29 protein-coding genes are annotated in these 26,687 nt (G+C 73.2%); 23 read left to right on the top strand and 6 right to left on the bottom strand.

What is annotated here, in order from left to right; translation table 11 throughout:
- The first annotated feature begins 215 nt into the window (after positions 1-215).
- Together FHX75_RS17220 and FHX75_RS17215 are read left to right on the top strand one after the other, a co-directional pair.
- Positions 216-629, top strand: a complete 414-nt coding sequence (locus FHX75_RS17220; protein WP_088959760.1) for a DUF485 domain-containing protein — start codon at positions 216-218, stop codon at positions 627-629.
- A 1-nt stretch (position 630) separates the two neighbouring features.
- Positions 631-2,271 (top strand): sodium/solute symporter, encoded by a 1,641-nt coding sequence (locus FHX75_RS17215; protein ID WP_154941185.1) that lies wholly within the window; start codon positions 631-633, stop codon positions 2,269-2,271.
- A 161-nt stretch (positions 2,272-2,432) separates the two neighbouring features.
- Here the strand turns inward: FHX75_RS17215 and FHX75_RS17210 are convergent, their stop codons facing one another.
- Complete coding sequence (locus FHX75_RS17210) at positions 2,433-3,290, bottom strand: hypothetical protein (protein ID WP_154941184.1); 858 nt, start codon at positions 3,288-3,290, stop codon at positions 2,433-2,435.
- Positions 3,283-3,783, bottom strand: a complete 501-nt coding sequence (locus tag FHX75_RS17205) for a SigE family RNA polymerase sigma factor (protein WP_154941183.1) — start codon at positions 3,781-3,783, stop codon at positions 3,283-3,285. The genes FHX75_RS17210 and FHX75_RS17205 overlap by 8 nt, the downstream gene beginning before the upstream one ends.
- A 142-nt stretch (positions 3,784-3,925) precedes the next feature.
- Here FHX75_RS17205 and FHX75_RS17200 point away from each other — a divergent pair, with 142 nt between their 5' ends.
- The 15 genes from FHX75_RS17200 (at position 3,926) to FHX75_RS17130 (ending at position 19,096) form a co-directional block, all read left to right on the top strand.
- Positions 3,926-4,690 (top strand): ABC transporter ATP-binding protein, encoded by a 765-nt coding sequence (locus tag FHX75_RS17200; protein ID WP_154941181.1) that lies wholly within the window; start codon positions 3,926-3,928, stop codon positions 4,688-4,690.
- On the top strand, positions 4,675-6,363 hold the full coding sequence (locus tag FHX75_RS17195) for an ABC transporter permease (RefSeq protein WP_154941179.1): 1,689 nt from the start codon (positions 4,675-4,677) through the stop codon (positions 6,361-6,363). Before FHX75_RS17200 ends, FHX75_RS17195 begins: the two co-directional genes overlap by 16 nt.
- A complete protein-coding gene (locus FHX75_RS17190; RefSeq protein WP_154941177.1) occupies positions 6,363-6,878 on the top strand; it encodes an SRPBCC family protein in 516 nt (171 codons plus the stop codon). Before FHX75_RS17195 ends, FHX75_RS17190 begins: the two co-directional genes overlap by 1 nt.
- A 235-nt stretch (positions 6,879-7,113) precedes the next feature.
- Positions 7,114-7,689, top strand: coding sequence for a flavin reductase family protein (locus tag FHX75_RS17185; protein WP_154941175.1), 576 nt, complete (start codon positions 7,114-7,116; stop codon positions 7,687-7,689).
- 199 nt (positions 7,690-7,888) lie between these two features.
- Complete coding sequence (locus tag FHX75_RS17180; RefSeq protein ID WP_154941173.1) at positions 7,889-8,260, top strand: DUF485 domain-containing protein; 372 nt, start codon at positions 7,889-7,891, stop codon at positions 8,258-8,260.
- The gene (locus FHX75_RS17175) at positions 8,238-9,911 is read left to right on the top strand and encodes a solute symporter family protein (protein WP_154941171.1); all 1,674 of its coding nucleotides are present in this window, start codon (positions 8,238-8,240) and stop codon (positions 9,909-9,911) included. The genes FHX75_RS17180 and FHX75_RS17175 overlap by 23 nt, the downstream gene beginning before the upstream one ends.
- A 99-nt stretch (positions 9,912-10,010) precedes the next feature.
- Positions 10,011-10,985: an NAD-dependent epimerase/dehydratase family protein gene (locus tag FHX75_RS17170; protein ID WP_154941169.1), complete on the top strand. Its 975-nt coding sequence runs from the start codon at positions 10,011-10,013 to the stop codon at positions 10,983-10,985.
- 78 nt (positions 10,986-11,063) lie between these two features.
- Positions 11,064-12,296 (top strand): LCP family protein, encoded by a 1,233-nt coding sequence (locus FHX75_RS17165; protein ID WP_154941167.1) that lies wholly within the window; start codon positions 11,064-11,066, stop codon positions 12,294-12,296.
- 294 nt (positions 12,297-12,590) lie between these two features.
- Positions 12,591-13,802: an LCP family protein gene (locus FHX75_RS17160; RefSeq protein WP_154941165.1), complete on the top strand. Its 1,212-nt coding sequence runs from the start codon at positions 12,591-12,593 to the stop codon at positions 13,800-13,802.
- Between the two features lie 211 nt (positions 13,803-14,013).
- Complete coding sequence (locus FHX75_RS17155) at positions 14,014-14,952, top strand: LCP family protein (RefSeq protein WP_484213864.1); 939 nt, start codon at positions 14,014-14,016, stop codon at positions 14,950-14,952.
- 58 nt (positions 14,953-15,010) lie between these two features.
- A complete protein-coding gene (locus tag FHX75_RS17150) occupies positions 15,011-15,346 on the top strand; it encodes a rhodanese-like domain-containing protein (RefSeq protein ID WP_088959745.1) in 336 nt (111 codons plus the stop codon).
- A gap of 11 nt (positions 15,347-15,357) precedes the next feature.
- The gene (locus FHX75_RS17145; RefSeq protein ID WP_154941163.1) at positions 15,358-16,149 is read left to right on the top strand and encodes a glycerophosphodiester phosphodiesterase; all 792 of its coding nucleotides are present in this window, start codon (positions 15,358-15,360) and stop codon (positions 16,147-16,149) included.
- Between the two features lie 52 nt (positions 16,150-16,201).
- The gene (locus FHX75_RS17140) at positions 16,202-17,659 is read left to right on the top strand and encodes a PAS domain-containing sensor histidine kinase (RefSeq protein WP_154941161.1); all 1,458 of its coding nucleotides are present in this window, start codon (positions 16,202-16,204) and stop codon (positions 17,657-17,659) included.
- 74 nt (positions 17,660-17,733) lie between these two features.
- On the top strand, positions 17,734-18,150 hold the full coding sequence (locus FHX75_RS17135; protein WP_425463516.1) for an ATP-binding protein: 417 nt from the start codon (positions 17,734-17,736) through the stop codon (positions 18,148-18,150).
- Between the two features lie 61 nt (positions 18,151-18,211).
- A complete protein-coding gene (locus FHX75_RS17130) occupies positions 18,212-19,096 on the top strand; it encodes a DUF5926 family protein (protein WP_154941157.1) in 885 nt (294 codons plus the stop codon).
- 52 nt (positions 19,097-19,148) lie between these two features.
- On the opposite strand, the gene FHX75_RS17125 is transcribed toward FHX75_RS17130, so the two are convergent.
- Positions 19,149-20,360 (bottom strand): arginine deiminase, encoded by a 1,212-nt coding sequence (locus FHX75_RS17125; protein ID WP_154941155.1) that lies wholly within the window; start codon positions 20,358-20,360, stop codon positions 19,149-19,151.
- Between the two features lie 162 nt (positions 20,361-20,522).
- Here FHX75_RS17125 and FHX75_RS17120 point away from each other — a divergent pair, with 162 nt between their 5' ends.
- The 5 genes from FHX75_RS17120 to pheA all read left to right on the top strand — a co-directional run bounded on the left by FHX75_RS17120 (position 20,523) and on the right by pheA (position 23,980).
- Positions 20,523-21,260: a hypothetical protein gene (locus FHX75_RS17120; RefSeq protein WP_088959739.1), complete on the top strand. Its 738-nt coding sequence runs from the start codon at positions 20,523-20,525 to the stop codon at positions 21,258-21,260.
- 183 nt (positions 21,261-21,443) lie between these two features.
- The gene (locus FHX75_RS17115) at positions 21,444-21,902 is read left to right on the top strand and encodes a PAS domain-containing protein (RefSeq protein ID WP_154941153.1); all 459 of its coding nucleotides are present in this window, start codon (positions 21,444-21,446) and stop codon (positions 21,900-21,902) included.
- 76 nt (positions 21,903-21,978) lie between these two features.
- The gene (locus FHX75_RS17110; RefSeq protein WP_154941152.1) at positions 21,979-22,368 is read left to right on the top strand and encodes an ACT domain-containing protein; all 390 of its coding nucleotides are present in this window, start codon (positions 21,979-21,981) and stop codon (positions 22,366-22,368) included.
- A 99-nt stretch (positions 22,369-22,467) separates the two neighbouring features.
- Positions 22,468-23,013, top strand: coding sequence for a hypothetical protein (locus FHX75_RS17105; RefSeq protein ID WP_154941150.1), 546 nt, complete (start codon positions 22,468-22,470; stop codon positions 23,011-23,013).
- Between the two features lie 10 nt (positions 23,014-23,023).
- A complete protein-coding gene (gene pheA, locus FHX75_RS17100) occupies positions 23,024-23,980 on the top strand; it encodes a prephenate dehydratase (RefSeq protein ID WP_154941149.1) in 957 nt (318 codons plus the stop codon).
- Positions 23,981-24,019: 39 nt separating this feature from the next.
- On the opposite strand, the gene FHX75_RS17095 is transcribed toward pheA, so the two are convergent.
- The 3 genes from FHX75_RS17095 to FHX75_RS17085 form a co-directional block, all read right to left on the bottom strand.
- A complete protein-coding gene (locus FHX75_RS17095; RefSeq protein WP_154941147.1) occupies positions 24,020-24,742 on the bottom strand; it encodes an AIM24 family protein in 723 nt (240 codons plus the stop codon).
- A 93-nt stretch (positions 24,743-24,835) separates the two neighbouring features.
- Positions 24,836-25,195, bottom strand: a complete 360-nt coding sequence (locus FHX75_RS17090) for a metallopeptidase family protein (protein WP_211364486.1) — start codon at positions 25,193-25,195, stop codon at positions 24,836-24,838.
- 99 nt (positions 25,196-25,294) lie between these two features.
- The gene (locus tag FHX75_RS17085; RefSeq protein ID WP_088959734.1) at positions 25,295-25,726 is read right to left on the bottom strand and encodes an OsmC family protein; all 432 of its coding nucleotides are present in this window, start codon (positions 25,724-25,726) and stop codon (positions 25,295-25,297) included.
- Positions 25,727-25,859: 133 nt separating this feature from the next.
- On the opposite strand from FHX75_RS17085, the gene FHX75_RS17080 reads away from it, so the two are divergent.
- Positions 25,860-26,570, top strand: a complete 711-nt coding sequence (locus tag FHX75_RS17080; protein WP_154941143.1) for a hypothetical protein — start codon at positions 25,860-25,862, stop codon at positions 26,568-26,570.
- Positions 26,571-26,687: the final 117 nt, after the last annotated feature.

Genomic DNA, 26,687 nt, shown 5'->3' with positions numbered 1-26,687 from the left:
GAGGAAACAGGGAATTGCTGCCCCAGCGTAGGGGGCGCAGTCAATACCGGCAAGGACATACCGCGCCACAACACAAGGGGTGAACGCGCGGGGACTTAATGCCGTCTTAATGTTGAACTCGTGAGTTGTCCACAGGGGTGAAGCGTTCTCCACAGGTTGTCCACAACCCCGGTGGACACCCTTGACATCCGCGCTGAGCAGGCGAGACTGCCCAGGTGACCGCCGCCGACGATCCGGTACCGGCCCCCCGGGCGCCACAGCCACCCGGGCGGGCGCGCATCGTGCTGGCAGAGGTGTCCCGCCGGGACAGCCGGGCCGAACGCACCCGCGTCGAACTCGCCCAGCAGACCCGGGTCGGCGAGGCGCTGGTCCGGGGCCTGGTCCGGGCGCAGCTGGCGCTCGCGCTGCGGATGAGCCTGGTCGTGCTGATCGGGCTCGGCGGCCTGCCCTGGCTGTTCGCGATCGCGCCGGCCGTCGGGCGGGTCACCGTCTTCGGCGTCAACCTGCCCTGGCTGCTGCTCGGGCTCGCCTCCTTCCCGTTCCTGATCGCGGTGGGCTGGGCGTACGTGCGGCTGGCGGAACGCAACGAGCAGGACTTCACCGACCTGGTCCAGCGGCCGGAGCGCTGAGATGGGCAACGGCTACGTCGTCCCGGCCATCGTGGCGGTCACCCTGGTCACCCTCGGCATCGGCTTCTACGGGCTGCGGCTGGCCCGCACCACCTCCGACTTCCTGGTCGCCTCCCGCGCGGTGAGTCCGACCTGGAACGCCGCCGCGATCGGCGGGGAATACCTCTCCGCCGCCAGCTTCCTCGGCGTGGCCGGGCTGATCCTCAAGTACGGCGTGGACGTGCTCTGGTACCCGGTCGGCTTCGCCGCCGGGTACCTCGCCCTGCTGCTCTTCGTGGCCGCGCCGCTGCGCCGCTCCGGCGCGTTCACCCTGCCCGACTTCTGCGAACTGCGGCTCGGCTCGCGCCGGTTGCGCACCCTGGCCACCGTGTTCGTGATCTTCATCGGCTGGCTCTACCTGGTGCCGCAGTTGCAGGGCGCCGGGCTGACCCTGGCCACCGTCGCCGGCTCGCCGTACCCGGTGGGGGCGCTGCTGGTCGCCGTCGTGGTGACCACGAACGTGGCGTTCGGCGGGATGCGGGCGATCACCTTCGTCCAGGCCTTCCAGTACTGGTTGAAGCTGACCGCGCTGGCCGTACCCGCGATCTTCCTGGCGCTGCAGTGGCAGGCCGACGCCCGGCCCGCGGTGACCCCGCCCGACGGGCCGGCGTTCCGGACCGCGACCACCGTCGTGGTCGAGCACCGCGCGGCGCTCACCTTCGCCGACGGCACGATCCTCCAGGTACGCCCCGGCGACCGCCTCGACTTCGCCGCCGGCGACCCGGTGCCCGAGGTGTCCGGAGTGGCCACCGACGCGGCCGACTGGCTGCTGCCGGACACCGCCGGGGACGACGACCGGGGCCTCTTCGCCACGTACTCGCTGATCCTGGCCACGTTCCTCGGCACCATGGGGTTGCCGCACGTCCTGGTCCGCTTCTACACCAACCCCGACGGCGCGGCCGCCCGGCGCACCACGCTGGTGGTGCTCGCCCTGGTCGGCGTCTTCTACCTGCTGCCCACCATCTACGGCGTGCTCGGCCGGATCTACACGCCACAACTGCTGGTCACCGGGCAGACCGACGCGGTGGTGGTGCTGCTGCCCGGGGCCGCGCTCGGCGACGGGGCCACCGGCCGGCTGCTCGCCGCGCTGGTCGCGGCCGGCGCGTTCGCGGCCTTCCTCTCCACCTCGTCGGGGCTGCTCACCAGCGTCGCCGGGGTGATCTCCACCGACGTGCTCGGGCGCGGCTCGGTACGCGGCTTCCGGCTGGCCACGGTGATCGCCGGCGGGGTGCCGGCGGTGCTCGCGCTCAACGTCTCCGGGCTGGACGTCTCCCAGGTGGTCGGGCTGGCCTTCGCGGTCGCCGCGTCCAGCTTCTGCCCGCTGCTGGTGCTCGGCATCTGGTGGCGCGGACTGACCGATCTGGGCGCGGCGGCCGGGGTGCTGGTCGGCGGCGGGGCGGCCGTGGCGGCGGTCCTGGTCACCGTGCTCGGGCCACCGCTGTCCGGCTGGCCGGCCACGCTCATCGCGCAGCCGGCCGCCTGGACCGTGCCGCTCGCCTTCACCGTGATGGTCGCCGTCTCGATGGCGACCCGCCGACGGGCCCCGGCCGACGTCGGGGCCACCATGCTCCGGCTGCACGCCCCCGAGGCGCTGCGGCTGTGACCCCTGACGAGATCCGGGAATCGTCAGGCCGGCTGGAGCAGGCCGATCAGGTCGCCGTCGGCGTCGCATACCGAGGCGACTCGCTTGCCGCCGCGGAACCGACGTCGTGCGGCGCACCGCCCTCCTACCCGGGGCAGGAGGGCGGTGCGTCCGGGGGTGAGTCAGCAGCTGTCGGTGCCGGCGCAGAGCCGGCGGGCGGCGTCGCGGCCGAGCTCCCGGCTCGCCGCCGGGTCGGTCAGCCCCTTCTGCCACAGCTCGCTGACCAGGTCACCCTGGCGGACGAAGAGGTGCAGCGCCTCGCCGCCGCTGGTGTACCTGACACGGACCAGCACGGACTCCTCGCCGGCGAAGCCGCTGGCGACCACGGTCAGGGTCACGCTCTCACCGCCGCACGAGTCCACCCGGTCCCGCACCAGGCCGAGGTAGCGATCGGCGTCGCGGGGAGCGAGGCGCTCGACGCGCTGCAACACCATCCGGTCGGGACCGCCCGACAGGCGGCGGCCCCGCTCCGCGCGGGCGTCGAGCCGGAACAGCGGGTGGTCGGCCCGGGTACAACCGGCGGCGCTGAAGGCGAGGTTCCAGTCACCGTCGATGTCGCCGCCGGCGACCCGGTAGCCGGACGGGCCGTCACCGTTCTGGAGCATCGCCGCCGTCGGGATCGCCGGATCGGCGGCGGAGGTGGTCGGCCGGGAACTGGTCTGCGGCGGGCGGGACGGCGACGCGTCGTCGGGACGGGACGGGGTGCCCGGCGACCGGGTCGGGCCCGGGGTGGTCGACGGCGTGGATGTCGGCGTGGGCGAGCCGGTTCCCGGCGTCACCGGCAGCGGGGCGGCGTCCCGGCCGCCGGCCAGGGCGGCCACGCCACCGGCCACCACGGCGACGGCCACCACGCTCGCCAGGCCCGCCGCGATCCGGGTACGGCGGATGCGCTGCCGGCCGCGCCGCCGTACCTGATCGGTGGGCGCCCAGCTCAGGTGCTCGGTGTCGCGGTACAGGTCGGCGAAGAGCGGATCAGGCATTGCGAACCTCCTCGGGGAGGGTGGTGTCGAGCAGGTCAGCCAGGGCGCGGCGACCCCGGGCGAGGCGGGCCTTGACGGTGCCGGCGGGCGCGTCGGTCTGGGCGGCGATCTCGGCGATCGACAGGTCGGCCAGGTGGTGCAGGACGATCGCCCGGCGCTGCTCGGCCGGCAGCTGCCGCAGCGCGCTCACCAGCGCGACGGTGTTCTCCGACGGTGGTGCGACGGCGGGGTCGGGGCCGTGCCGCCGGTAGGCGGTCAACCCGTTGCGGATCTTGCGCCACCGGTTGACCAGCAGGCGGTAGCCGACGGTGCGGACCCACGCCTCCGGGTCGCCGTACCCGCTGATCCGGTCCCAGCGCTGCCAGGCCCGCACGTACGCCTCCTGCGCGGCGTCCTGCGCCTCGGTCAGGTCGCCGCTGAGCGCGTACAGCACGGTGACGACCCGATGTCTGGTGGTTCGATAGAACTCCTCGAACCCCGAGTCTGTGTCCACAGTTCCTCCCCGTCCCGGTCCTGCTCCTGTCACCCGCCGGTGAGTCGACCGGTTGCATCCGACGCGGATACGTCGCGGGGATGACCGGGGATCATCCTGCGGCCGGAGGATGGGTTGGTCCGGCCCGGATACGGTCGGACGCATGACTGGTGAGCACCCTGCGCTCGCGCTGCGCGGCCTGGCGAAGCAGTTCGACGGCAAGATCGCGGTGGCGGGCGTCGACCTGGCCGTCCCGGCCGGCTCCTTCTACGGGCTGCTCGGCCCGAACGGCGCCGGCAAGACCACCACGCTGTCGATGGCGGTCGGTCTGCTGCGGCCCGACCACGGCCGCGCCTGGGTGCTCGGGCACGACGTGTGGGCCGACCCGGTGGGCGCGAAGCGGCTGCTCGGCGTCATGCCGGACGGCGTACGGCTCTTCGACCGGCTCACCGGGGCGGAGCTGCTGGCGTACCACGGTCTGCTGCGCGGAATGGACCCGGCGGTGGTGGACCAGCGGGCCGCCGAGCTGCTGGACGTGCTGGCGCTCACCGACGCCGGACGGACCCTGGTGGTCGACTACTCGGCCGGCATGAAGAAGAAGATCGGCCTGGCCTGCGCGCTGCTGCACGGCCCCCGGGTGCTGGTGCTGGACGAGCCGTTCGAGGCGGTCGACCCGGTCTCCGCCGCGCTGATCCGCGACATCCTCCAGCGGTACGTCTCCGGCGGCGGCACGGTGGTCTTCTCCAGCCACGTCATGGAGGTCGTCGAGCGGCTCTGCTCGCACGTGGCGATCCTCGCCGAGGGCACCATCAAGCGGGTCGGCACCCTGGACGAGGTGCGCGGGGACCGGTCGCTGGAGGAGGTCTTCGTCGAGGTGGTCGGTGGCCGCACCGCGACCGGTGAGGAACTGTCGTGGCTGTCGCGGTGACCGTCCCGGCCGAACCGGTCCGGCGGGTCTCCGCCCGGCACTTCGTCCGGCTCAAGCTGCGGGTGATGGGCAACAACTTCCGGGGCCAGGGCTGGCGGATCGCGATGTTCGTGATCGGCGTCCTGGTCGGCCTCTGGTTCGCCGCCGGCGGTTTCCTGGCGCTGGCGGCGCCGGGCTTCGCCGACGAGCCGCGGTACGCGCTGATGACCGCCGCGTTCGGCGGTGGGCTGCTGGTGCTCGGCTGGCTGCTGCTGCCACTGGTCTTCTTCGGCGTGGACGAGACCCTGGACCCGGCCCGGTTCGCGCTGCTGCCGCTGCCCCGCCGCACCCTGGTCGCCGGGCTGTTCGCGGCGGCACTGGTCAGCGTCCCGGTGCTCGCGGTGCTGCTCGCCGCCTCCGGGCTGGTGGTCACCGCCGCCGCGCTGGGCGGCTGGCCGGCCGGCCTGGTCGCGGCCATCGGGGTGGTCGCGGGGCTGCTGCTCTGCGTCGCCGCCAGCCGCGCGGTGACCAGCGCTTTCGCCACCATGCTGCGGTCCCGCCGGGTACGCGACCTGGCCGGCGTGCTGCTCGCGGTGGTCGCCGCCCTGCTCGGGCCGTTGCAGATCGCGGTGCTGGCGGCGGTGCGGGAGGCCGACTGGGACCGGCTGACCGGGGTGGCCGAGGTGGTGGGCTGGACCCCGTTCGGCGCGCCCTGGACGGTCGGCGTGGACGTGGCCGAGGGGCGGGCCTGGGCCGTACCGGTGAAGTTGCTGATCACGGCGGTGACCATCGGCCTGCTGCTGCTCTGGTGGTCGCGGTCGCTGGAGTCGGCGATGGTCGGCGCGGCCAGCGCCGCGCCGGCCAAGGGCCGGCGCGGGCCGGCGGGCGGGGCCGTCGCGCAGCTCTTTCCCCGGGCGCTGGCCTGGACGCGCCGGGACCGGTTCGGCGCGCTGGTCGCCCGGGAGGCGCGCTACTGGTGGCGGGACGCCCGGCGCCGGGCCAACCTGATCACCGTCGCGGTGGTCGGGGTCTTCGTGCCGGTGATGGTGAACCTCGGCGGCCCGCAGTTCGCCGCCGGGGACGGCCCGGACCTCACCGCCGGCAACTCGTCGCCGGTCCTGCTCAGCCTGTCGATGCTCTTCGTCGGGGTGCTCGCCTCGGTCACCCTGGCCAACCAGTTCGGCTTCGACGGCAGCGCGTACGCGGCGAACGTGGTGGCCGGGGTGCCCGGTCGGCTGGAGCTGCGCGCCCGGATGACGGCCTTCTCGGTGTACGTGGTGCCGATGCTCGGCATCGTGTCGGTGGTGATCGCGCTGGTGATGGGCGAGCCCGGCTGGATCGGGGTGGCCGGCGGGGCGCTGCTCGCCGCGTACGGGGCTGGATTGGCGATCAACGGGTACGTGTCGGTGCTCGGGGCGTACTCGCTGCCGGAGACGAGCAACCCGTTCGCGATGAACACCGGGGCGGGGGTGGCGAAGAGCTTCCTCACCCTGCTGTCCATGGTCGCCTCGGCGGCCGCCGCGGTACCGATGGTGGTGGCCGCGGCGCTGCTCGGGGACGCCTGGCTCTGGCTGGCCCTGCCGCTCGGCACGGCGTACGGGCTGGGGGCGGCGCTGCTCGGCTCGTACCTGGCCGGGGACGTGCTGGACCGGCGGATGCCGGAGCTGCTGGCCACCGTCACCCCGCGCCGCTGATGCCGGTCGTCGAGGCGGTGGCGACCGTCCCGGTCCCGCCCGAGCTGGCCTTCGCGGTGTCGCAGACCACCGCGCCGGTGCGCTACCGGTGGGACCCGTTCGTCCGGGAGCAGCACTTCACCGACGGGGCGACCCGCCCCGGCAAGGGGGTGCGGACCTTCACCCGCTCCCGGCACGGCCTGGTCATGGTCAGCGAGTACGTCTCGTTCGCGCCGCCGACGAACGTCGGCATGAAGATGGTGCGGGGGCCGTGGTTCTTCGAGATGTTCGCCGGCGGCTGGCGGTTCGCGCCCGCTGCGGTGCCCGGCCACACCGTCGCCACCTGGCGGTACAGCTTCCGCTGCCGGCCGGCGTTCCTGCGGCCGGTCGCCGACCGCGTCGGCGTCTGGCTGCTCAGCCGGGACATCCGCCGCCGGATCGCCGGCTACGCCGCCGGCTGCGCGGACCCCGAGGTGCTGGCCGCCGCCCGCCGCTCGCTCGCCGCCGACGATCCGGCCGACGGGGGTACGGCCTGAGCCACCTCCGCCTCGGACGCGCCACCCCCGTTTGCGGCAGGTCGGGGTGTCCGACGTGCCGGACAGCCCGACACGCCGCAAACCCCGGGCGTGTCGCGCCGGGAAGGCGGACATGACCTTGAGCGTGATGCCGCTGAGTCATAAATATGCCTCTGAGTCATATCGCTCGTCGCGGCACGCGTCTCCGGCCGCCGACACGCCGGAACGCAAACCGGCGTAGCGCCACCGCGCCGACCTGCACGGGCGCTTCATCGGCTGGGCGCGGGCCCGGGGCGGCACAATGTTTCACGTGAATCATGAGCCGGGTGCCGAGATCCACCACACCGATCCGTTCGCGGTGCCCGCCGGGCAGCGCTCGCCCGTACGCCGGTTGCGGGGTCGGCTGGCGGCGCCGGTGACCCTCTGGACGGCGCCCGGCCCGGCGGGGCTGACCGTCTCGTCCACCCTGGTCGCCGAGGGGGAGCCGGACCGGCTGCTCGGGTTGATCGACGCGGAGTCGGACCTGTGGGCGGCGGTGGAGGAGGCCGGCCGGTTCGCGGTGGCGCCGTTGGGGCCGCCGCACCGGCAGCTCGCCGACCGGTTCGCCGGGCTCTTCCCCTCCCCGGGCGGGCTCTTCGCCACCGGATCGTGGCTCGACACCCCCTACGGCCCGGTCCCCGCCGACGCCGGCGGGTGGGCCGGCTGCCGGCTCGACACCGCTCGGGAGTACGGCTGGGGCCTGCTGGTCGAGGCCACCATCGAGGCGGTCGACCTGACCGAGGAGACCATGCCGCTGCTGCACTACCGGGGCCGGTACCACGAACTGACCTGACGGCCCGGCGACAGCTCGTGGTGGCCCGGCGAGCGCCCGCCCGACCTACCGCTCGTCGGAGTGACCTGCGTCACTCGGCGCAGCCCGCAGACCGTTCGGCGCAGCCGCCGACCGGCCCCGATCTCGGCCTTCCCTGGATGGGAGCGCGCTCTCTACGGTGCGCGAAACTTCCCAGGCCTGTGAAGGTGGTGATCCACAGATGTCCACGGACACACCCGCGTCCGCGCCCGCCGAGTCGGCGGCGGAGCGGTATCTCGCCGTACAACGGTCGGACGAGTTCGCCGGGTTGCGTCGCGCGTTGCGCGGCTTCGTCTTCCCGATGACCGTCGCGTTCTTCCTGTGGTACGCGCTCTACGTCATCCTCTCCGCCTACGCGCGGGGCTTCATGGGCACGAAGCTCTTCGGCAGCAACATCAACGTCGCCCTCGTCTTCGGCCTGCTCCAGTTCGTCTCCACCTTCCTGATCGCCTGGCTCTACTCCCGGTACGCCGACCGGAAGATCGACCCGGTCGCCGACCGGATCCGCGCCGAGATCGGGGAGGTGACGCATGAACACGGTCCTCGCGGCTGAGGCGGGCAGCACCACCGCCCGCAACCTCACCATCACGCTCTTTCTGGTCTTCGTGGCGGTGACCCTGGCCATCACCATCTGGGCCAGCCGGCAGACCAAGACGGCCACCGACTTCTACGCCGGCGGCCGGTCCTTCTCCGGCTTCCAGAACGGCATGGCGATCGGCGGCGACTACATGTCGGCCGCCTCGTTCCTCGGCATCGCCGGCATCATCGCGCTCTACGGCTACGACGGCTTCCTCTACTCGATCGGCTTCCTGGTCGCCTGGCTGGTGGCCCTGTTGCTGGTGGCCGAACTGCTGCGCAACTCCGGCCGGTACACGATGGCCGACGTGCTGGCCTTCCGGATGCGGCAGCGTCCGGTGCGTACCGCCGCGGCCGTCTCCACCATCACGGTGTCGATCTTCTACCTGCTGGCCCAGATGGTGGGCGCGGGCGCGCTGGTCGCGCTGCTGCTCGGCATCAAGCCGGGGACGACCTTCCTCGGCATGGACGCGGACACCGCCAAGGTCGCCACCATCATCATGGTCGGCGCCCTGATGATCATCTACGTCACGGTCGGTGGCATGAAGGGCACCACCTACGTGCAGATCGTCAAGGCGTTCCTGCTGATGGGCGGCGCGCTGGTGATGACGTTGCTGGTGCTGGCGAAGTACAAGTTCAACCTGTCGTCGCTGCTCGGTGACGCCGCCGCCTCCTCCGGCAAGGGCAGCGCCTTCCTCGAACCCGGGCTGCGCTACGGCGTCGAGGTGGCCGGCAATTCGACCCAGACGTTCTACAACAAGATCGACCTGCTCTCGCTCGGCATCGCGCTGGTGCTCGGCACGGCCGGCCTGCCGCACATCCTGATCCGCTTCTACACCGTCCCGACCGCCAAGGCGGCCCGCAAGAGCGTGCTGTGGGCGATCGGCATCATCGGCACCTTCTACCTGCTCACCCTGGCGCTCGGCTTCGGCGCCGCGGCGCTGGTCGGCAGCGAGGCGATCACCGCCCAGGACAAGGCGGGCAACACGGCGGCGCCACAGCTCGCCGAGGCGCTCGGCATCGACTTCCTCGGTGGCGATCTCGGCGGGGCCACCCTGCTGGCGATCATCGCGGCGGTCGCCTTCGCCACCATCCTGGCCGTGGTCGCCGGGCTGACCCTGGCCTCCTCCTCCAGCCTGGCGCACGACTTCTACGCCAACGTGCTGAAGAACGGCCAAGCCTCCGAACGGCAGGAGGTAACCGTCGCCCGCGTCTCCGCCCTGGTCATCGGCGCGGTCTCGATCGTGCTCTCGATCTTCGCGCAGAGCCTGAACGTGGCCTTCCTGGTGGCGCTGGCCTTCGCGGTGGCCGCGTCGGGCAACCTGCCGGCGATCCTCTACAGCCTCTTCTGGAAGCGGTTCAACACCTCGGGGGCGGTCTGGGCCATCTACGGCGGACTGCTGGCCGCCGTGTTCCTGGTGTTCTTCTCGCCGGTGGTCTCCGGGGCGCCGACCTCGATGTTCCCGGACCAGGACTGGCAGTGGTTCCCGCTGTCCAACCCGGGCATCCTCTCGATCCCGTTCGGCTTCCTCTGCGGCTGGATCGGCACGGTGATCTCGAAGGAGCGCGACGAGGAGAAGTACGCGGAGCTGGAGGTGCGGGCGCTGACCGGCGCGGGAGCGCACTGACGTCCACCACCGGAAGGGGCCCCGGCGCGCGTGCCACGCCGGGGCCCCTTCCCGCATGCCGCGCCGTATCCGGGGGGCTGCCTTAGTAGGCTGGCCGGCATGAAGGTAGCCCCGCGTTTCGGCAGCGGTCATCGCGTCCTGGTCACCGGCGGCGCCGGTTTCGTGCCGTCCCACCTGGTCGACGCCCTCGTCGGGCGCGGCTGCCAGGTCGTCGCGCTGGACAACTTCGTCACCGGTTCGAAGGACAACGTCGCGCACCTGCTGGACAACCCGTCCTTCGCCCTGGTCGAGGCGGACATCTCCGACGGGCTGCCGGCCCACCCGGCGCTGGCCGAGCGGTTCGACGCCGTCCTGCACATGGCCTCCCCGGCCAGCCCGACCGACTTCGAGAAGCTGCCGGTGGAGATCCTGCGGGTCGGCTCGGCGGGCACCCTGCACCTGCTCGAGCGCGCGCTCGCCGACGGCGCCCGGTTCCTGATGGCCTCCACCTCGGAGGCGTACGGGGACCCGAAGGAGCACCCGCAGCGCGAGACGTACTGGGGCAACGTCAACCCGATCGGGGTGCGCGCCGTCTACGACGAGGCGAAGCGCTTCTCCGAGGCGGCCACCATGGCGTACCACCGGAGCAAGGGGCTGGACGCGGCGATCGTCCGGATCTTCAACACGTACGGCCCGCGGATGCGCCCCGACGACGGCCGGGCCATCCCCACCTTCATCTCCCAGGCGCTGCGCGGCGAGCCGATCACCGTGCACGGCACCGGCAACCAGACCCGGTCGATCTGCTACGTCGACGACCTCGTGCGCGGCATCCTGCTGCTGCTCGACTCGACCGAGACCGGGCCGATCAACTGCGGCACCGAGCACGAGATGAGCATGCGGCAACTCGCCGAGACGATCGTGTCACTCTGCGGAAGCAGCTCCGAGGTGACGTACATCACCCGCAGTGCGGACGATCCGGAGATGCGGCGACCCGATCTAACCCTCGCCCGGGAGCTGCTGGGATACGAACCCACCGTGGCGCCCGAAGACGGACTGCGACGCACGATCGACCACTTCCGGGCGCGGCTAGGGTAGCGCCCCGCCCGGTACGCGGGGCGCGACGCGGCGTTCGCCTTCGGGCAACGCTCGACCGGCATACGTACGCTGAATCGCATGTCCGCCACATCGTCAGCCGGCGTCCCGCTTCCGTACCTGCACCGGAGCGCCGGACGCGCCGCGGTCCCCGGTCCCGACCGGGCCGCCGGGCGCGCCCGGCCGTCCGAGACGCAGTGGTACCCGTCGTACGACGAGGAGCGCCCCCGCTCCGGCGGGCCCGGCAGCCCGGGCGGACCCGGCACACCGCCGGGGCCGGGCGGTCCGGGTGGCCCCGGCCGGCGTGGCCCCCGCCCGCGCTGGGGGCGGATCGGCCTGGTGGCCGGCGTGGCGGTGCTGGTGCTGGCGCTGCTCGGCGGCCTGGGGGCGTGGGTCTACACCGACAACCTCGACAAGGACCTGGCCCGCACCGACCCGTTCTCGGAGATCACCGGCGGGCGGCCGGCCAAGGCGGTGAACGGCGCGCTGAACATTTTGCTGGTGGGCTCGGACTCGCGCGACCCGGACGCGCCGGTGGACAAGCAGAGCCAGTGGCGGGCCGACACGATCATCGTCATGCACATCCCCGCCGACCACAAGTCGGCCTACCTGGTCTCCATCCCGCGTGACCTGTACGTGCCGATCCCGGAGAGTGCCGGCGCGGAGTGCGACTCCGGGCGGCGCGCGAAGATCAACGCGGCGTTCGCGTTCGGTGGCCTCCCGCTGGCGGTCCGCACGGTGGAGTGCTTCAGCGACGTCCGGATCGACCACGTCATGGCGATCGACTTCGGCGGCTTCAAGGAGGTCACCGACGCGCTCGGCGGGGTGGACCTCAAGGTGGAGCGGAGCATCACCTCGATCCACAAGCCGTACCGGAAGTTCACCAAGGGCACCATGCACATGGACGGCGCCACGGCGCTGGACTGGATTCGGCAGCGCAAGCAGTTCCCGGAGGGCGACTTCGCCCGGATGCGCCACCAGCAGGAGTTCCTGCGCGCGCTGATGGACAAGGCGGCGAGCACGGGCACGCTGGCCAATCCGAAGAAGCTGAACGCCTTCCTCCAGTCGGTCACCGACGCGGTGACCGTCGACAACGGCTTCTCGCTGGTCGACATGGGTGTGCAGTTCCGCAACCTGCGCGGCGAGAACCTGACCTTCATCACCAGCCCGAACACGGGCAGCGACACGATCAACGGCGAGTCGGTCGTGGTCTCCGACCGGGCGAAGGCGCTGGCGATGTACAAGGCGATGTCGGCGGACACGATGGCGGCCTGGGTGGCGGCCAACCAGAACCCGGACACCAAGGGCAGCTGACCCGGTTCCTCCCCGGGCGGCCGGACCTCCCCGGCCGTCCCGGGCGGACCGACGAGGGCCGGTGGTGGCGGCCGGTGTTGCCGGCACATTTCGACGGACGTCATCAGAGGTGTGTTCACGTCTGGTTCCATCATCGGCCGCCAACCACCGACCAGACGTATTGACTCATCCGTTCGGTTGAATTGCGGTCGGAAGTGTCGGGATATCCAGGAATTGAGCCTGTGACGATCTCGCCTTGGCGGGAAGCGGTACGTAGAGTGGTCCCGCCCCCCGACCACGCGAGCTGGAGCATGCATGCCGGTTCAGACCAGCCCCCGCCCGACGTCGCTGGATTCCGACCCCCACGCGCGGGCGTCGACAACGATCCCGTCCCAGGGCGGGCGGAGCGGGCGGCGCACCGGCGGCGCCAGGAAGCGCACCAAGCGCAAGGACCCGCTCTGGGCCCGCCTGACGGTGATCTTCGGCGCCGTGCTGATGATGACCAGCGGCATCGCCATCGTCGGCAGCAAGGCGCTGATCAGCCAGGCGACCGGCAGCATCGCCCAGAAGAACCTGCTGGGCGGGGCGGGCAAGACCGACGCCGAGGGTGGCGCCGACCTGGACGGCCCGATCGACATGCTGCTGCTGGGCGTGGACGCCCGCGAGCGGTGGGCCGCCGACGACGTCCGGGCGGACAGCATCATCGTGCTGCACATCCCGGCCAGCCACGACCAGGCGTACATGATCTCGATCCCCCGGGACACCGAGGCGCAGATCCCCGCCTTCAAGAAGAGCGGCTACGCCGGTGGCACCGACAAAATCAACGCGGCGTTCCAGGCCGGCGCCCGCAACGGCGGCGGCTGGGAGGGCGGCGCCCAGCTGATGGCCCAGACCATCAAGAACATGACCGGGATCAGCTTCGACGGTGCCGCGATCATCAACTTCGGCGGATTCAAGAACGTCATCGACACCCTGGGCAGCGTCCGGATCTGCGTCAAGCACGAGGTGAAGTCGATCCACACGGTGATGGTCGACGGCAAGCAGATGTGGAAGGCGGACGCCAAGAAGACCGGCCGGCCGATGACCCCGGTGGTCTACAAGAAGGGCTGCCGCCAGATGTCCGGCCTCGAGGCGCTGGACTACTCCCGGCAGCGCTACGGCCTGCCGAACAGCGACTACGACCGCCAGCAGAACCAGCAGCAGCTCATCAAGGCGATGGCCCGCAAGGCCACCGAGAAGGGCATGCTGACCAACCCGGTCAAGATCAACCAGCTGATCCGGGCGGCCGGCAAGGCCTTCATCCTCGACGTCGGCGACGCGCCGATCGCCGACTTCATCTTCACCCTGCGCGGCATCAGCGCCAACGAGCTGACCATGCTGCGCACCAACGGCGGCACCTACAACGGCAACGCCAACAACCGCGAGGCGCTCAGCCCGCAGACCCTGGAGATGTTCCGGGCGGTCAAGAACGACAAGCTGGGCGAATTCGTGTACGCCAACCCGGCGGTGCTCTCCACCCGCCAGTGACCCGGTGACCGGCCGGTAGCCACGCCGAAACCGGCCGGAGCGCGGTGACCGGCCCGTAGCCTGAAGTGAGCATGTCTCACGTAACGGCCACGGGGAGGGCGTCACGGCCAGGTCAGCGCGGTCCGACCGGGGGCGGGGTACACCGCCACCCGGCCGCCCGGCCTCCCGCTGGCCCCGGCTCCTGCTGACGGTCGGTCTCGCCCTGGTGCTGGTGGCCGTCGTCGCCGTGGTCGGCATGAAGGCGCTCACCTCGCGCTACGAGCGCACCATCACCCGGGAGCAACTGCTCGCCCCGGACGCCCGGCAACCCCGCACCGACCTCTCCGAAGGGCTGAACTACCTGCTCGTCGGCACCGACCGGCGGGGCGCCAGCGACGGGCCGGACCAGCGCTCGGACACCATCCTCATCGTGCATCTACCGCCCGGGATGCGGCAGGGCTACCTGATCTCCGTCCCGCGCGACCTGCTGGTGGCCATTCCCCCCGGCGGCACCAACGGCTACCGCGGCGGCCAGGACAAGATCAACGCTGCGTACGAGCACGGCGGGGCCGGCCAGGGCGGAGCCCAACTGCTCTCCGCCACCCTGACCCGGCTCACCGGGATCCGCTTCGACGGGGCCGCGCTGGTCGACTTCGCCGGCTTCAAGCAGGTCATCAACCTGCTCGGCGGGATCCGGATGTGCGTGGACACCGAGGTCCGGTCGATCCACACCGGGACCGTGTTCGCCACCGGATGCCAGCAGATGGACGGCGCCCGGGCGCTGGACTACGTCCGGCAGCGCTACGACCTGCCCCGCGGCGACTACGACCGGCAGCGGCACCAGCAGCAGATGCTGCAGGCGGTACTAAACCGGGCCGGGGAGACGAACCTGCGCGGCGACCCACTGAAGCTGGACCGGGTGCTGCGGGCGGTGGGCGGCTCGCTGACGCTGGACACCAACGGCGTCAGGATCGAGGACCTGATGGTGGCCCTGGGCTCGCTGCCGTCGGACGCGCTGAGCGGGGTGCAGGTGCCGTCGTACCCGGAGACCATCGACGGGATCTCCTACGTGGTGCTCGACAACGGCGGCAACGGCCTCTTCGACGCCGTACGCGGCGAGCGGGTGCCGGGCTGGGCGACGGCCAACCCGCGCTGGGTCACCCGGTTGTGATCCGGCGTACCGGCCCGGCCCGTGCCGATGGCACCGGTGAGGATCTAGGCTGCTACCCGTGTTCGGATCCCAGGTACCCAGCGTTCCCGTGACCGAGATCGACGACGAGACCTACCTGCTGGACGTCCGCGAGGACGACGAGTGGGTGGCGGGCCACGCCCCCGGCGCCCACCACCTGCCGATGATGGAGCTGCCGGCCCGGCTGGCCGAGGTGCCCACCGACCGGGACGTCGCGGTGATCTGCCGTTCCGGCGGGCGTTCCGCCCAGGTCGTCGGCTACCTGCTCAACAACGGATGGGAGCAGGTGCGCAACGCCGACGGCGGGATGCGCCAGTGGGAGGCCGTCGGCCGGCCGGTGGTCGGCGGGGACGGGCAGCCCGGCCGGGTCATCTGAGAGCCGGCGCCATGGGCGATCCGCTGGTCTTCGCGCACCGCGGCGCGTCGGCCGACCTGCCCGAGCACACCCTCGCGGCGTACCTGCGGGCCCTGGACGAGGGCGCCGACGGGCTGGAGTGCGACGTCCGGCTCACCCGGGACGGGCACCTGGTCTGCGTGCACGACCGCCGGCTGGACCGGACCAGCAACGGACGCGGGCTGGTCAGCGCCCGCACCCTCGCCGAGCTGGAGCTGCTCGACTTCGGCTCCTGGCATCCGGGCTGCGTACCGGCCGACGGCGACGAGGTGCTGGACGAGTCGCACACCCGGCTGCTCACGCTGGAGCGGCTGCTGGAGGCCGTACTGGCCGCCGGCCGGCCGGTCCGGCTGCTGGTGGAGACGAAGCACCCGTCCCGCTACGGCGGTGACGTCGAGCGCCGGCTGGTCGCGCTGCTGCGCCGGTACGGGCTCGCCGAACCCGGCCCCGACGACCCGGTACGGGTCACCGTGATGTCGTTCTCCCCGCTGGCCGTACGCCGGGTCCGGGAGCTGGCCCCGGCGCTGCCCACGGTGCTGCTGCTGGAGGTGCTGCCGCGCTGGCTGCGGCTCGGCCGGCTGCCGTTCGGCGCCGGGATCGCCGGGCCCGGCATCGGCCTGGTCCGGGCCCGCCCGCAGCTGGTGCCCGCCCTGCGGGCCGCCGGCCACCAGGTGTACGTCTGGACCGTCAACGAGCCGGACGACCTGGAGCTGGTGCTGGCCGCCGGGGTGGACGGGGTGATCACCGACCGACCGGCGCGGACGCTGGCCCGGCTGGGCCGGTGAGGCCCACCGGACGGGGCTGCCCGAACTCCGCCCGAGGGGGCACACTCGGGACATGCCGGAGCGTACCGATCTCGCCGCCCTGATCACCGGCCACAGCGCGGTGATCGAGATGATCAATTCCGGAGACGCGGGCCTGCCCGTCCTCACCCAGCTGCTCCGGGTGGCCCGCGCGGCGGTGGGCGCGGCCAGCGTGGCCTTCGTCGAGTTCGCCCCGACCGGCGGCCGGGTCATCGCGGCCAGCGGCAACGCCAAGTGGATGATCGGTCGCCCGCTGCCGGCGTCCGACCCGGTGACCGTCTGCCTGCTCGCCGGCCCCCGGGTCCGGCAGATCCGGGTGGACCACCTCCCCGGGCAGCTCGCCGGGGAGCTCGCCGCCCGCGGGCTACGCCGGATGATCGGGGCCCGCGCCGAGATCGGCGGGCTGACCGTCGGCAGCCTGCACGCCCTCTACGCCGACGGCGAGGACGCCGCGGACCCGGAGGGGCAGGCCGTGCTGGGCTACGTGGCCGCCTGCATCGCCCACATGTACGGCGACCAGAGCGGCCTGCCGGTGCACGGCGACGGTCCGGTGGTCGCGGCGCTCGCCGACGGTCTGGCCGTGGTCGACCGGGAGGGGCACGTGCGGCTCTGGAACCCGGCCGCCGCCCAGGTGACCGGCCGCTCCTCCGCCGAGGCGCTGAACCGGCCGCTGCCCTTCCCGCTCCCCCCGTCCGGCCAGGTGCTCGACCACCAGATGCCGGACGGGCGCTGGCTGCGGATCACCTCCGGGGAGCTGGCCGGGCCCGGCACCCAGCGGGTGGTCACCTTCCGCGACATCACCGACCAGCAGCGCCGCGACTCCGAGCGCGACCTCTTCGTCGCGGTGACCAGCCACGAGCTGCGCACCCCGGTCACCGTGATCAAGGGGTACGCGGACACCCTCACCGACCACTGGGAGTCGCTGACCGACACCGACCGCCGGCAGGCGGCCCGGATCATCGGGCAGCGCGCAAACGAACTGGCCCGGCTGATCGACCGCCTGCTCTCCTCGGCCATCGACGGCCGGCCCGGCGGTGAGCCGGCCGTACCGTTCGACCTCGGCGAGGCGCTGCGCGCCACCGTGCCGGACCTCCCCGCCGACCTGCGCCACCGGCTCGTCCTCGACCTGCCGGCCGACCTGCCCAAGGCGCTCGGCGACCGGCACAGCATGGCCACCGTCCTGACCGAGCTGGGCACCAACGCCGCGAAGTACTCGCCGCCGGAGTCGCCGATCGAGGTCACCGCCGGCACCGACGGGCAGACCGTGCTGTTCCGGGTCAGCGACCGGGGCATCGGCATCCGGCCCGAGCACGTGGAGCGCGCCTTCGACCGGTTCTGGCAGGGCGAGTCCGGGGACCGCCGGGGCTATCCCGGCGCCGGACTCGGCCTCTATCTCGTCCGCCGGATCGTTGAACAGCAGAATGGATGGGTATCCCTCCGGCCGAGGAACGGTGGCGGTACCGTCGCAGAGGTGCGGCTGCCCCGGGGATGACCTGCGCGGGGCGCCGGGGGACGGGGCGAGAAGGAGCGAGGGTGTCGACGCACGCGGTCGAACGTTCGTGGTGCGTGGTGGTTCCCCACCACGCCACCGGAGCGCGGCTGGCCCGGCACCGGCTCGCCGACGAACTCGCCGAGGTCGTACCCCCGATCCTGCTGGCCGACCTGGTGGCGGTCCTGGCCGAGCTGGTGGGCAACGCCGTCCGGCACGCCGACCCGCTGCCCGGCGGGGTGGTCCGGGTGGCCTGGCGGCTGCGGCCCACGCCGGGCGGCCCGACCGTGTCGATCCGGGTGACCGACGGTGGCGCGCCCGCCGGCCCGCGGATGCGGGCGGCCAGCCCGGACGCGGTCGACGGCCGTGGCCTGCACATCGTCGCCGGCCTGGCCAGCCGCTGGGGAGTCGACCGGGACGGCCTGGGGCAGAGCGTCTGGGCCGAGTTCGACCCGACCGGCTCGGCCCGACCGGACCTGGTCGTCGCCGGTTGAGCCGGCCCCGGGGGCGGGTCCTCCCCACACCGTCCCGGCCGGGCCTCTAGGCTGTCTCGCCGTGAGCAAGCGTCGAAAGAACCAGCGCGCCGTCGAAGCGACCCCCCGCCGGGAGAAGGTCCGCGACATCTTCGTCCCCCGTCCGTTCGAGGGGCTGGCGGACGAGCCGGAGTGGATCGCCCTGCGCGAGCTGGTGCCGGCCGCCTCCGCGCCGCTGCGACTCACCCCGGAGCTGGTCGAGGAGTACGGCGACCGCCCGGTCACGCTCGCCACCGTGCTGCCGATGGCCGCCCCGGCGATGACCAAGCCGGACGGGCGGGTCTTCATCGGGCTCCAGCGGCACCAGCAGTCCGGTGACGTCTCGCGCGACCTGGCCGAGGCGCTGCTCTGCGCGCTGCGCACCGAGCCGGGCGGCCAGGTGACCGTGCCGCCGCTGCCGGGTCCGGGCCCGCGCCTGCAGGACATCCTGGTGGACGGCCCGCTGGAGATCACCATGCACGACGGCTTCGACTTCTGGCTGGACCCGGGCGCGGCCGACGACCCGTCGGTGCAGGCGTCGCTGGAGCGGGCGAACGCCGCGATCTACCCGACCGTACGGCTCGCCGCCGCCCGGGCCGCCTACTGGTGCCAGGTGCCGGAGAAGGCGCACGTGCGCTGGGTGCTGCCGGAGGACGAGGACACCGCGCTGGACGCGTTGTCCCGGCTCTCCGCCGCCGGCACCCTGACCCTCGGCGAGGGCACCCGCTTCGCCGGCATGTTCCGCGCGCACGGCCGGCTGGTGCCGGTCTGGGACCTGCCCGAGGACGTCCCGGCCGCCGACTGGGAGGCGCCGGCGAGCGCCTTCGCCGAGCGGTACGCCGAGATGCTGGAGGAGAAGGAGCCGCTGGACGCCGCCGGGCGGCGGGCCCGCCAGGGGCTGCTCGGTCGCCAGCTCACCCTGCGCTGACCCGCGCTCGACCGGCCGCTTCCGGGCCCGCGTGACCGGCCCGGAAGCGGGGTCAGGGCCGCCGTAGTGGCTCGCGGACCAGCGGGCAGGACATGCAGCGCGGGCCGCCCCGGCCCGAGCCCAGCTCGGAACCGGCGATCGGGATGACCTCGATGCCGGCCCGTTCGAGCTGGGCGTTGGTCTCGGTGTTGCGCTCGTAGCCGACGCAGAGCCGGGGCGCCAGGGCGAGGGTGTTGTTGCCGTCGTCCCACTGCTCGCGTTCGGCGGTGACCGGGTCCAGCCCGGTGTCGATCACCCGGAGCTGGTCGAGGTCCATCGCGTCGGCGGCGGCGCGCAGGAACGGCGCGGGGCCGTCCACCCGCGGCTCACCGTCCGGCCCGGCGATCACCGTGTACGCCGACAGGCTGCTGGCGATGTTCGGGTACATCAGCACCGCGTCGGCGTCGACCATCGTGCAGACCGTGTCGAGGTGCATGGTGGCGCGTTCCTGGGCGATCGGCACCACCAGCATGGTGTGCGCCAGCCCGGCGGCGAAGACCTGCCTGGCCAGCCGCTCCGCGCCGGCCGGGGTGGTCCGCTCACCCACCCCGACCGCGAGCACGCCGGGGGCGAGCAGCAGCACGTCGCCGCCCTCCAGGTGCTCCAGCTCCGGGTGGTAGACGGCCTGGGTGCCGACGAAGCGCGGGTGGTGGCGGTAGATCGCGTCGGTCAGGGTGGACTCCCGCCGGCGGGCCGGCATGGCGAGGCTGGTGACCCCGACCCGGTCACCGATCCACAGTGACGAGTCGCGGGTGAAGAGCAGGTTGGGCAGCGGGTCGATGACGAAGTCATGCCGGTCCATCAGCGTCCACACCAGCCCGCCGGGGCGTTCCGGGCTGATCCGCACCTCCTCGTGGGCGAGCCCGGCGATGAACACGTCGGCCAGCGCCGCCGGATCGAGGTAGGCGAGGTGGTCGGAGACGCGGCGGCGCAGCGTGTCGCCGAGCCGGGGCGAGCGGAGCACCACCTCGGTCAACTCGGCGCGCGCGTCGGGGACGGCCAGGGTCTCGGCGAGCAGGGTGGCGAGGTAGAGCACCTCCACGCCGCGCCCGCGCAACGCCGCCGCGAAGGCGTCGTGCTCCTCCTGCGCCCGTCCCACCCATGGGATAGCGTCGAAGAGCAACGAGTCGTTGTTGCGGGGGGTGAGCCGGGCCAGCTCGGGTCCGGGGCGGTGCAGCAGCACCGTGCCGAGCCGACCGACCTCGCTGTCCACGTAGTGGGTCACCCTCGCAGCGTAGGGCAGGTGCGAAGGGTGTTCGGGAGAGAAGTGAGGATGAATATGGCATTCATCCGCACTCATTCCGGCGCTCCAACTTGCCGTACCCGGGGGATGGCAACGTAGGGTAGTGAGGACATAACTTCGAGGGACCTTTTGCCGGAGGTCGCGATGACTGTCTTTCCCGCTCGTCGAGCCGTACCCACCCGGGCACTGCCGCCCGTGGCGGTGCCGCACCCCCGGGCCGAGGCGCCGTCGGCGCTGGAGCCGGCCCGCCCGACCCCGTTGGAGTGGGCCCGCCGCCGTCGGGCGGAGCGCGGCGCGCGCCGGCTGGAGGCCGCCGGGGCGCGCGCGCTCGGTCAGCTCGACCACCTGGGGCCCGCCTGGCACGTCATCGAGTGGCCGCGCACGGACGTCGCCGACGTGCTGCTCGACCGCGGCCAGGACGACCGGGCCGGCTTCCTGGCCATCGGCCCGAGCGGGCTCTTCGCGGTGAGCATCGCCGACCACGGGCGCGCCCGGGTGCTGGTCGCCGGGGACGTCGTCCAGATCAACGGCAAGCGGCCGCCGTACGTGGCCGAGGCCCGGCGCGACGCCAAGCGGGCGAGCAAGGCCCTCTCCGACGCGGTCGGGCTGCCGATCCCGGTGACGCCGGTGCTGACCTTCGTCGGCTCCGGCGTCATCAGCGTCTACGGCCTGCCCAAGGACTGCCTCATGGCGACCCACCGGGAGCTGGACCGGCTCCTCGTCGCCGGGGGCAACCGGATCAGCCCGGCCACCGCGGAGAAGCTGTCCCGGGTCGCGCAGCAGCCGCAGACGTGGCTCAACGGCACGTACCGTCCCGCGGCCGACTACCGGTGGTACGACGAGGGCCGAACGGCCGCTGACAAGCCGGCCGCCCGCCGGTAACGTCACCGTCGACGCCACGCGGCCCGGTGTTCACCGAGGTCAGCTACGGTCCGCGCCGTCGCCGGCCGCCCGGTCGTTCCGGGCATCCGATCGTCACCGGCGGCCGGTGGCAGCAGCGCGGTACAGCGACCGTCGCGGCGACCGGCTAGCGTGGACAGACCGTCGGTGTACATAGGAGGCTCGGTGGCCCACGTCGAACTCTCGCTCTCCGAAGTGTTCGCGCCGACGCCGCGGACACCGACAGAGCCGGGGTGCGACAACGTCGGGCAGTGGTCGGCCATGGTCTCCCACGCCGAGGAGCCCTGCCTGCTGATCGACGCGGACACCCGGGTCGTGGCGATCTCGTCCGCCGGCTGCGACCTGCTCTGCCTGGGCGCACCGGAGGACGTGGTGGGCCTGCCGCTGCTGGAGGGCGGCCTGCGGCTGCTCGACTTCACCGCCGCCCGGGGCGAGCTGACCGAGCAGGAGACCGACAAGATCCCGCCGCTGCTCGCCCTGCACTCCGGCCGGCTGGCCCGGGGCCTGCTCCGGGTCCAGCCCGCCGGCGAGGACGCGCCCGACGCCACCGTCGACGCCATCTCCACCCCGGTGCTCACCGACGGCTCGGTCGCCGGCTCACTCACCTTCTTCTCCGAGATCTGACCTGCTTCCGAGGTGTGGCGGGCGCCGCACGCCGCGATGCTGGGGCGGGCCGGCACCGACGCCGTAAGGTGCCCTCATGCTCGATGTCGCCCTGCTCCCGGGGGAGTACGCCGTGTGCCGGCTGGCCGCCGGCACCTCCCTGCCCCCCGCCCTGTGGGCCGAGCCGGGCGTCGCGGACGTGGTCACGGTGAGCTGGACGGCCGACGGGATCTCGGTCATCTGCCCCGCCGGCCGGGCGCCCGCGCAGGCGGACGTGGAGACCGACTGGCGGTGCCTGCGCGTGGTCGGGCCGGTCGGCCTCGCGCTCACCGGCACCCTCGCCGCCCTGGTCGACCCGCTCGCCGAGGCCCGGGTCAGCGTGGTCGCGTTCTCCACCTACGACACCGACCACGTGCTGGTCCCGGCGGTACGCCTCGGCGAGGCGACCGGCGCGCTGGAACGGGCCGGGCACCGGGTGCTGCGCTGACCTTCACCGCGCCGCCGGATCCTCCTACGATGGGCTCGGCCACCCCCGGCCGTCACGACCCGATGCCACCCGAGGCTCGATCCCCCCGAGGACCGGTCCGTGCCGCCTGACGCACCGCACCGCACCCCACCCCGCCGGCTGGCCGTCGCCGGCGCACTGCTCGCCGTCGTGCCGCTCGCCGCCTGCGGCGCCCCGCCGGAACCCGCCCCCGCGCCGGCCATCAGCTCCCGGCCGGCGCTCGTCACCCCCGCGGCGCCGACCGTCGCCCCGCCGGTGACCCCGCCGCTGGGCATCGCGCCGACGCTTCCGCCAACGCCCAGCCCCACGCCCGGCCTGGTCGCCGTCGCCTGCGCCGGCCGGCCCTCCGCCGACCGGGTGGTAGGGCTGCTGCGCGGCCGGGTGCTCCCCCGGGGCGTGTCGGTGCGCGCCACCCAGGGGCCGCTCTGCGCGGCCGACTGGCAGTACACCGTGCTGGCCGTGACCGGGCACGAGGAACTCCAGGTGGTCACCCGTACCGAGTCCGCCGCGCTGCGCCTGGTCACCGCCGGGACGGACGTCTGCTCGATCGAGGTGCGGACGGTCGCGCCGCCCGGCATCCGGACGTTGGCCTGCGACGCCGGCACGGGGGCGGTACCCGGTGCGTAGGCTGGGCGACATGCCCGGTACACCACCGACCCGCTACGTCTACCTCGGACCCGAGGGCACCTTCGCCGAGCAGGCGCTGCGCACCGTGCCCGCCGCCGAGCACGGCAGCCGTACGCCGGCGCGCAGCGTCGGCGAGGCGCTGGAGAGCGTACGGGCGGGGGACGCCGACGCGGCCCTGGTGCCGCTGGAGAACTCGATCGGCGGCGCGGTCGGGGTGACCCTGGACGAGCTGGCCGAGGGGGACCCGGTGGTGATCACCCGGGAGGTGATCCTGCCGGTCGAGTTCGTGCTCGGCGCCCGCCCCGGCACCACGCTCGGCGCGGTGCGCAGCGTGGCCGCCCATCCGCAGGCCTCCACCCAGTGCCGGAACTGGCTGCGGGACCACCTGCCCGACGCGACCGTGGTCGACGTGCTCTCCAACGGCGCGGCGGCGGCCGGGGCGGCCGCCGGCGACTACGACGCGGCGATCTGCGCCCCGATCGGGGCCACCCGGCACCGGCTGGCCGTGCTCGCCGACAAGATCGCCGATCACCCCGACGCGGTGACCCGCTTCGCGCTGGTGTCCCGCCCCGGCCCGCCGCCGCCCCCCACCGGGGACGACGTCACCTCGCTCGCCGTGTACATCGCGCACGACCGGGTGGGCGCCCTGCTGTCGGTGCTGATGGAGCTGGCCGTACGCGGGGTCAACCTGACCCGGATCGAGTCCCGCCCGACGGGCGAGGCGCTGGGCCGGTACGTCTTCTTCCTCGACTGCACCGGGCACGTGGCCGACGTACGGATGGGCGAGGCGTTGCAGGGGCTGCGCCGGGTCTGCGCCGACGTGCGCTTCCTCGGGTCGTACCCCCGGCACCGCTGGGTCGACGGGGCGGCCGAGCGGCCGGTCCCGGCGCCCGCCGGTCTCTCCGACGCCGACTACGCGGACGCGGCGGCCTGGCTGGCCCGGCTGCGGGCCGGCGAGCTGAGCTGACCCGGCGGGGCACCCGGACCGGGCACCCCGCCGACCCGGTCAGCTGAGCAGGCCGCCGAGCAGGCCACCCTGCTGCTGCTGGGCGCCGCTGCCCATGACCGGCGGCTCCTCGGAGGGCTGCACCACCACGAAGCCCTGGCCGGCGAAGCTCATCGTGAACGCCTCGCCGGTGCTGCGGCCGAGCAGCGTGCCCAGGCCGAGCTGCTCGGCGCGGTGGTAGCCGGTCTGGAGGTTGGCCGACCAGCAGACGGCGGCCTGCGGGTCGACGTAGGTGGGGGCGTCGACGTTGAGCACCACCGGGGTGCCCTTGGTGGTGATGGCGATCCGGCCGTGGCCGCTGAAGACGCAGTTGAACAGGCCGGACGACGAGGCCATGCCGGCGCCGCCGACCATCTTGATGTCGTACGACAGGGTCGAGTCGAAGGCCAGCACGCTGGAGCCGTTGATGGAGAGGGCGTCGCCCGGCTCCAGGTCGATGATGTGCACGTCCTTGCTCAGCTCGGCGAGGAAGACGTCGCCCTGACCGCTGAGCTTCATCAGCGGCACACCCTCACCGGTGAGGCGCTGCTTGATGAACTTGCCGATGCCACCGGAGCCGAGCGCCTGGAACTGCACCTGCCCCTGGTAGGCGACCATCGAGCCGACCCGGGCCATGGCCTCGCCGTTCAGCTCGATCTTCAGCATCTTGGAGTTCTGCAGCCGCATGCCGGGCTGGGCGGACTCCTTCTCGAGGTTCTCCGCGGAGAACAGCGCGCTGCGCATCGGTTTCCTCCTGGTTCGGGGTGTGTCTCACCGGAGGGTAGGTGACCAGCGCAACCGGTCGCATCGGCCGAGCGGGGCCGCCGAGCAGGACCGTCAGCCCCAGCCCAGGGCGTGCAACCGGTCGTCGTCGATGCCGAAGTGGTGGGCGATCTCGTGGACCACGGTCACCGCCACCTCGTCGACCACGTCGTCCTCGGTGTCGCAGATGCGCAGGATCGGGCGGCGGTAGATGAGGATCCGGTCCGGCAGCACACCGGTGTAGTCCCATCCCCGGCTGGTGAGGGCGTGCCCCTCGTAGAGGCCGAGCAGGTCCTCGCCGGGCGGCGGGTCGTCCTCGACCAGGATCACCACGTTGCTCATCAGCCCGAGCAGTTCCTCGGGCACCTCGTCGAGGGCCTCCCCGACCAGCTCCTCGAAGCGTTCCCGACTCATCTCGACCGCCACGCCGTCCATTGTCCCCGACGCCGGGCGGCCCGCCCGGTCAAGATCCGCGCGGAGCCACGGAAGGGGTGCCGGTCCGGCACCCCTTCCGTCGCGTACGACCGGTCGGGGTCAGGAGGCCAGGCGGGCGGAGAGGCTGATCTGCGCGCCCGGGGAGAGCAGCCGCGAGATCGGGCAGTTCTCCTTGGCGGCCTCGGCCAGCTTGGTGAACTGCGCCTCGTCCATGCCCGGCACCTGGCCGACGGTCTCCAGGTCGATCCGGGTCACGGACATGCCCGCGTCGGTCTTGTCGAAGTGGACCTTGGCAGTGGTGTCCACCGACGAGTCGGTGGCGCCCGCGTCGGCGAGCTGCTTGGAGAGCGCCATCGAGAAGCAGCCGGCGTGCGCGGCGCCGATGAGCTCCTCGGGGTTCGTCCCCTCGCCCTCCTCGAAACGCGACTTGAAGGAGTAGTTCCCCTGGAGTCCACCCTTGCCGGTGCGGACGGTCCCGGAACCCTCGGTGAGGTTGCCCTGCCAACGTGCGGAAGCGGTACGGATAGGCATGCACCCGACGCTAACCGAAACCGCACCGTCGGGCGACCGACCCGGCGTACCCGCCGCCGCCACGTCGTGCCCCGACCGGCGCCGCCGGGCGTGTCATGATGCGGTTCAGGCCCGCGACGGCGGAAGGTGGCCGATGTCTCAGGATCTCCCCGTCCCGCGACAGGAGGACCGCTCCGACGGCACGGCCGTCGTCGAGTGGGGCTCGCCGTCCCCCGCCCCGGCCGGACGGTGGGGCCGTGCCCTCGGCGGGCTCGGCCGGGACCGCCGGCTGCCCCTGGTGCTGGCCGTCCTCGGCGCGGTCGCGGCGACGGCCTCCCTGGTCGGCGAGTGGCTGGTGATGACGCTGCCCAACGGGGGCCCGGAGGGCAACGTCACCGTCCGGGTGCCCGGCGGGGTGGCCGAGGTCGACGGCTTCGGGGTCGCGTACCTGGTGGGGCTGCTGCTGCTCGCCGCCGTGACGGCGCTGGCCCTGCGCGGCGGCCCGGCCGTCCGGCGGGAGGCGCGGCTGGCCGGGCTGGCCGTGGCCGGCGCGCTGCTGGCGCTGCTGACGGCGACCGCCTTCTCGCTGGACGATTCCGGACAGCGGGCCCTGTTCTACTCGTCCGAGGACGGCTTCCGGGTGGACTACGGGCGGGGCCTGGTGATGGCCTTCGTGGCGACCGCGCTGGCCGGGGCCGCGCTCCAGCTCGCCGGCCGGCAGCCGGCCGAGCGGTCGGAGGCGGACACCGACCCGGAGGCGGAGCCGGTCGACCACCGCCGGCCCGGCCGCGCCCAGGACGACGGCCCGGCCGACCTCACCGTCACGCCGACCGTGCCGTTCGCCCGTCGGGAGTCGGCCGGCTGACCGGCCGTCCCGACCGGGCCGCGCCGGTGCCGGGGCGCCCACCGGGACGGGGCCCGGGCGTCACCGGGCGTTGGCGCCGGATTCGCCGGAACGCCGTGGTCGGGACCGGTACCGCGA

Source organism: Micromonospora palomenae, from assembly GCF_007829925.1.
Taxonomy (GTDB): Bacteria; Actinomycetota; Actinomycetes; order Mycobacteriales; family Micromonosporaceae; genus Micromonospora; species Micromonospora purpureochromogenes.
The sequence above is the reverse complement of the archived record's forward strand: the minus strand, read 5'-3'. Positions and strand labels throughout refer to the sequence as shown.

Coding starts and splice junctions, on each gene's coding strand:
- FHX75_RS17095 (WP_154941147.1), bottom strand. CDS start 24,742: ATGCGCAGCGCGCTGTTCTCCGCGGAGAACCTCGAGAAGGAGTCCGCC.
- FHX75_RS17080 (WP_154941143.1), top strand. CDS start 25,860: ATGTCTCAGGATCTCCCCGTCCCGCGACAGGAGGACCGCTCCGACGGC.
- pheA (WP_154941149.1), top strand. CDS start 23,024: ATGCCCGGTACACCACCGACCCGCTACGTCTACCTCGGACCCGAGGGC.
- FHX75_RS17110 (WP_154941152.1), top strand. CDS start 21,979: ATGCTCGATGTCGCCCTGCTCCCGGGGGAGTACGCCGTGTGCCGGCTG.
- FHX75_RS17120 (WP_088959739.1), top strand. CDS start 20,523: ATGACTGTCTTTCCCGCTCGTCGAGCCGTACCCACCCGGGCACTGCCG.
- FHX75_RS17190 (WP_154941177.1), top strand. CDS start 6,363: ATGCCGGTCGTCGAGGCGGTGGCGACCGTCCCGGTCCCGCCCGAGCTG.
- FHX75_RS17175 (WP_154941171.1), top strand. CDS start 8,238: ATGAACACGGTCCTCGCGGCTGAGGCGGGCAGCACCACCGCCCGCAAC.
- FHX75_RS17210 (WP_154941184.1), bottom strand. CDS start 3,290: ATGCCTGATCCGCTCTTCGCCGACCTGTACCGCGACACCGAGCACCTG.
- FHX75_RS17215 (WP_154941185.1), top strand. CDS start 631: ATGGGCAACGGCTACGTCGTCCCGGCCATCGTGGCGGTCACCCTGGTC.
- FHX75_RS17090 (WP_211364486.1), bottom strand. CDS start 25,195: ATGGACGGCGTGGCGGTCGAGATGAGTCGGGAACGCTTCGAGGAGCTG.
- FHX75_RS17160 (WP_154941165.1), top strand. CDS start 12,591: ATGCCGGTTCAGACCAGCCCCCGCCCGACGTCGCTGGATTCCGACCCC.
- FHX75_RS17140 (WP_154941161.1), top strand. CDS start 16,202: ATGCCGGAGCGTACCGATCTCGCCGCCCTGATCACCGGCCACAGCGCG.
- FHX75_RS17165 (WP_154941167.1), top strand. CDS start 11,064: ATGTCCGCCACATCGTCAGCCGGCGTCCCGCTTCCGTACCTGCACCGG.
- FHX75_RS17180 (WP_154941173.1), top strand. CDS start 7,889: ATGTCCACGGACACACCCGCGTCCGCGCCCGCCGAGTCGGCGGCGGAG.
- FHX75_RS17085 (WP_088959734.1), bottom strand. CDS start 25,726: ATGCCTATCCGTACCGCTTCCGCACGTTGGCAGGGCAACCTCACCGAG.
- FHX75_RS17200 (WP_154941181.1), top strand. CDS start 3,926: ATGACTGGTGAGCACCCTGCGCTCGCGCTGCGCGGCCTGGCGAAGCAG.
- FHX75_RS17170 (WP_154941169.1), top strand. CDS start 10,011: ATGAAGGTAGCCCCGCGTTTCGGCAGCGGTCATCGCGTCCTGGTCACC.
- FHX75_RS17145 (WP_154941163.1), top strand. CDS start 15,358: ATGGGCGATCCGCTGGTCTTCGCGCACCGCGGCGCGTCGGCCGACCTG.